This window comes from Mycobacterium sp. 1245852.3 (assembly GCF_001669335.1).
Taxonomy (GTDB): Bacteria; Actinomycetota; Actinomycetes; order Mycobacteriales; family Mycobacteriaceae; genus Mycobacterium; species Mycobacterium europaeum_A.
The window spans coordinates 1-3,325 of sequence record NZ_LZLL01000091.1 but is presented as its reverse complement, the minus strand read 5'-3'; the positions used below and the strand labels follow the sequence as shown (position 1 = coordinate 3,325).

The 3,325-nt window shown below is 66.7% G+C and carries 5 protein-coding genes and 1 pseudogene; 2 read left to right on the top strand and 4 right to left on the bottom strand.

What is annotated here, in order from left to right; translation table 11 throughout:
* The 4 genes and pseudogenes from A9W96_RS03985 to A9W96_RS03970 form a co-directional block, all read right to left on the bottom strand.
* A partial coding sequence (locus tag A9W96_RS03985; protein ID WP_067138021.1) for a TetR/AcrR family transcriptional regulator occupies positions 1–606 on the bottom strand: 606 nt, incomplete at its 3' end.
* A 94-nt stretch (positions 607–700) separates the two neighbouring features.
* The gene (locus tag A9W96_RS03980) at positions 701–964 is read right to left on the bottom strand and encodes a hypothetical protein (RefSeq protein ID WP_067138019.1); all 264 of its coding nucleotides are present in this window, start codon (positions 962–964) and stop codon (positions 701–703) included.
* Positions 965–1,142: 178 nt separating this feature from the next.
* The gene (locus tag A9W96_RS03975) at positions 1,143–1,352 is read right to left on the bottom strand and encodes a hypothetical protein (protein ID WP_197499395.1); all 210 of its coding nucleotides are present in this window, start codon (positions 1,350–1,352) and stop codon (positions 1,143–1,145) included.
* Positions 1,353–1,517: 165 nt separating this feature from the next.
* Positions 1,518–2,060: pseudogene (locus A9W96_RS03970) on the bottom strand (methyltransferase domain-containing protein); the annotation flags it as partial.
* A 138-nt stretch (positions 2,061–2,198) separates the two neighbouring features.
* Between A9W96_RS03970 and fdxA the strand changes: the two are divergent.
* Both fdxA and A9W96_RS03960 read left to right on the top strand, forming a co-directional pair.
* On the top strand, positions 2,199–2,546 hold the full coding sequence (gene fdxA, locus A9W96_RS03965; RefSeq protein ID WP_066882188.1) for a ferredoxin: 348 nt from the start codon (positions 2,199–2,201) through the stop codon (positions 2,544–2,546).
* An 87-nt stretch (positions 2,547–2,633) separates the two neighbouring features.
* The gene (locus A9W96_RS03960; protein ID WP_231999582.1) at positions 2,634–3,260 is read left to right on the top strand and encodes a metalloregulator ArsR/SmtB family transcription factor; all 627 of its coding nucleotides are present in this window, start codon (positions 2,634–2,636) and stop codon (positions 3,258–3,260) included.
* The last annotated feature ends 65 nt before the right edge of the window (positions 3,261–3,325 follow it).

Genomic DNA, 3,325 nt, shown 5'->3' with positions numbered 1-3,325 from the left:
GTCGATCACCCGGTCTTCGGGGACGGCCCCATCCTCGGCGGTGAACGCCGCGGCCATCATCCGCTCGCTCAACATGTTGAGCGCCACGGACAATTCCGCGGCCGGGATGGTGTCGGGGGCGGCGCCGCGGCCGCGCTCGGCTTTGATCGCGATGGTGGTGTAGGCGATCCAGCTGCTCATGAGCGCCGACCACAGCTGCCGCACCTCCGGGTTGGTCGCCTTGGCCGCCGCACCGGCGACGGCGACCGCCCGGTGCGACCCGGACACCTCGAAGAACGATTCGATGCGCGCCCGCCAGATCGCTTCGGGGTCACCGGATGACACCACGTCGAGGGCGCCCAGCGCCGCCTGCGCCTTGCCGTTCATCTCGTCGAGCAGCGAGAGCAGCACCGCGTTTTTGGACCGGAAATAGAAGTAGAAGGTGGGCCGCGAGATCCCGGCGCCTTTTGCTAGGTCGTCGACGGAAAAATCGGCCAGCGGCCGTTCTTGCAACAGCCGCTCGGCGGTGGCGAGTATCGCCTGCTCGCGGTCGTCACGGCAGTGGTGTGACGCGCGGCGGCCCCGCGAGGCCTGCGGATACCGTGTTTGTGTCGGGAGGTCGGACACGCCCGTAACTGTTGGGCACGCCGATATACGTCACCAAAACTGTCGATGAAAACCAGCAATAATGTCGATTAAGAACCGCTTTGCTGGCGACTTCTCAGTCGGCCACCGCGATCTCGATGGACAAGCACTCGCTGAGCGCGTGCGCGGCCGCCCAGTCGCCGCCGCACACCGCGCGCTCGAGCTCGTCGACCAACGGGCTGTTGGCACCGAGGTCGGCCAGCCACGCCGCCACCGTCGTCGTGATCTGGTGCGCGGGCACGCGAGCGATGTGTCCCTTGTGGAGTCGGTCGGTCAGCTGGTAGATCGTGGCCGTCGGCCTGCGCTGCGACCAATGAACCATCCATTTCGGTGAATTCATCGTGCCCTCCCCGCTAGCCTCAACGACTCATCCGACCCCGGCGGCGCGTTCAGCTCTAGGGCGCAATAGTACGTCTGTACCAATGCGTTGGCCGGTATTTTCGCCGCGCGAAATCGCGTTTTTTTGAGGTTTTTGGTCATCGGATCGCCTACCTGGCCCTACGGAAATAACGGTTGGGTCAATGCCGCGCCATCGTGGCGGGGCCCCGGTCCATGATGCGTTCCAAAACGTTGTGGGACAGGTCGCCGTCGTTGGCCACCCGTACGAGGCCCCGCCGTCGCAGGAACACGTCGAGCCGTCGGTCCGGTGACCAATCGGCGTAGATCGATCCGAGGTAATGCGACTGCAGGAAGTCCGACGCCAGCGCGTCGAGGTCGGACTCCGTCAACAACGGTGGGGTAACACCCATAGCCGGCAATCTCCTTTGTTCTCCCCGCAACTGCCGCAGCCAAGTTACGTCAGGGGGCGTCACTAAACCGTCACGCACAGATTGCGGAACGGGCCCAAAGTCGCCGGGAGTGCAAAGGCGAAGGTCGAAGCGGTGCAGCGGATGTCAGGCGGTGCCCGGGGATTCCGGTTTGTGGGCGACGATGGCGACGGCGGCCAGCCGCTTGCGGTGCCTGTGGAACGTGCGGCGCATGGTCAGGACCCGCTTGCGGGCGTCGCGATGCGCCAGCACGTTCCTGGCGAATCGCAGCGCGCCGGGAAGCCCTTCGTCGGACACCAGCCGGCGCGGCTGCAGCAGCGCCATCGGCGCCGTCGCGACCTGGTCGACCACCAGTCCGTGCTCGGCGAGCAGGTTCGACCACTCCGCGACCGTCAACGGCCGGGCGTTCACCTTGATCGCCCGGGCGAGTGCCTGCCGGATGTCGGTGCTGATCTCCTCGGGCGCGTCGTCGGGAGTGAGGGCGAGTTCGTGGATCGCCTAGCGTCCGCCAGGCCGCAATACCCGCGCCGCCTCCGCGACGATGGCCCGCTTGGCCGCGTCGCCCTGCATGCTCAGCATCGCTTCTGAGATGACGACATCGCCGCTGGCGTCGGGCAATCCGGTGTCGGCCGCAAACCTGCTCGTTGTCCTGGCATCAGATCTCCTGGCCCGCAGAGCTTTCCAGCGGCTTGATCCTCGGATGCAGGTCGGGCTTGCGCAGCCCGCGCACGTCAAGTTCGTTGGCCGCCATGGGTTCTCCGACTTCGGCTCTAGTTTTTACAAGTGGCGTTGTGTAAACTCTAGCGCATGACCTACGTGATCGGGAAGCCATGCATCGATGTGATGGACCGCGCCTGCGTCGACGAATGCCCGGTGGATTGCATTTACGAAGGCGGCCGGGCGCTCTACATTCATCCCGACGAATGCGTCGATTGCGGCGCGTGCGAACCGGTATGTCCGGTGGAGGCGATTTACTACGAAGATGACCTGCCCGAGGAGCTCAAACCGCACCTGGCAGACAATGAGGCGTTCTTCGCGGAGACGCTGCCGGGTCGCGATGCCCCCTTGGGGTCCCCGGGCGGGGCGGGCAAGCTCGGTCCGCTCGGTGTCGACACACCGCTGGTGGCGGGCCAGCCCAGTGTCACCGAGGCGTAACGGGCAAGCAGCGGGAGGGGCGCGTTGAAGGTGGACAAGTCGCAGGACTCGTCGGGCGGGGAATCGGCCGGCCGGCGGCGGGCCGTGATGCGGCTGTTGCGGGCGTCGCCGGATCCGATGAGCATCGCCGGGATCGCCGCCGTGCTGGGCGTGCACCCCAACACCGTTCGCTTCCATCTCGACAGCCTGGTCGCCGACGGCCAGGTGGAACTCGTCGAATTGGGCCGCAAGGGACCGGGCAGGCCGCCGCTGATGTTCCGGGCGGTCCGGCAGATGGATCGCGGCGGTACGCGGCACTATCGGCTGCTGGCCGAGATTTTGGCGGCGGCGTTTGCCACCGAGCGCGATCCCGGGCCCAAGGCCCTGGCCGCGGGCCGGGCGTGGGGGCAGAAGATGGACGCCGAGCTGCACCCGTTGCCCGACGACGCCGACAGCGCCGAAGAGGCGATCGCCCATCTGATCGACGTGCTCGACGAACTCGGCTTCGCCCCCGAGCGACGGGTGAGCGACGGACAGCAGCAGGTCGGGTTGCGGCACTGCCCGTTTCTGGAATTGGCCGAAAACCGCTCCAGCGTGGTGTGCCCGGTGCATCTGGGCCTCATGCAGGGAGCCATGGAGACCTGGGGGGCGCCCGTCTCGGTGGACCGGCTCGACCCATTCGTCGAGCCGGACCTGTGTGTGGCTCACCTGACGCTGCAAGGGGCGGCCAAATGACCACCGGCGCAGCGTTTGCCGTCGCGCTGACCTTCGTCTGGCTCGGCATGGTGCTGGCCATCTCG

Excerpts from the sequence above, each read along its gene's own strand:
- A9W96_RS03980 (WP_067138019.1), bottom strand. The coding sequence starts at position 964 with ATGAATTCACCGAAATGGATGGTTCATTGGTCGCAGCGCAGGCCGACG.
- fdxA (WP_066882188.1), top strand. The coding sequence starts at position 2,199 with ATGACCTACGTGATCGGGAAGCCATGCATCGATGTGATGGACCGCGCC.
- A9W96_RS03960 (WP_231999582.1), top strand. The coding sequence starts at position 2,634 with ATGCGGCTGTTGCGGGCGTCGCCGGATCCGATGAGCATCGCCGGGATC.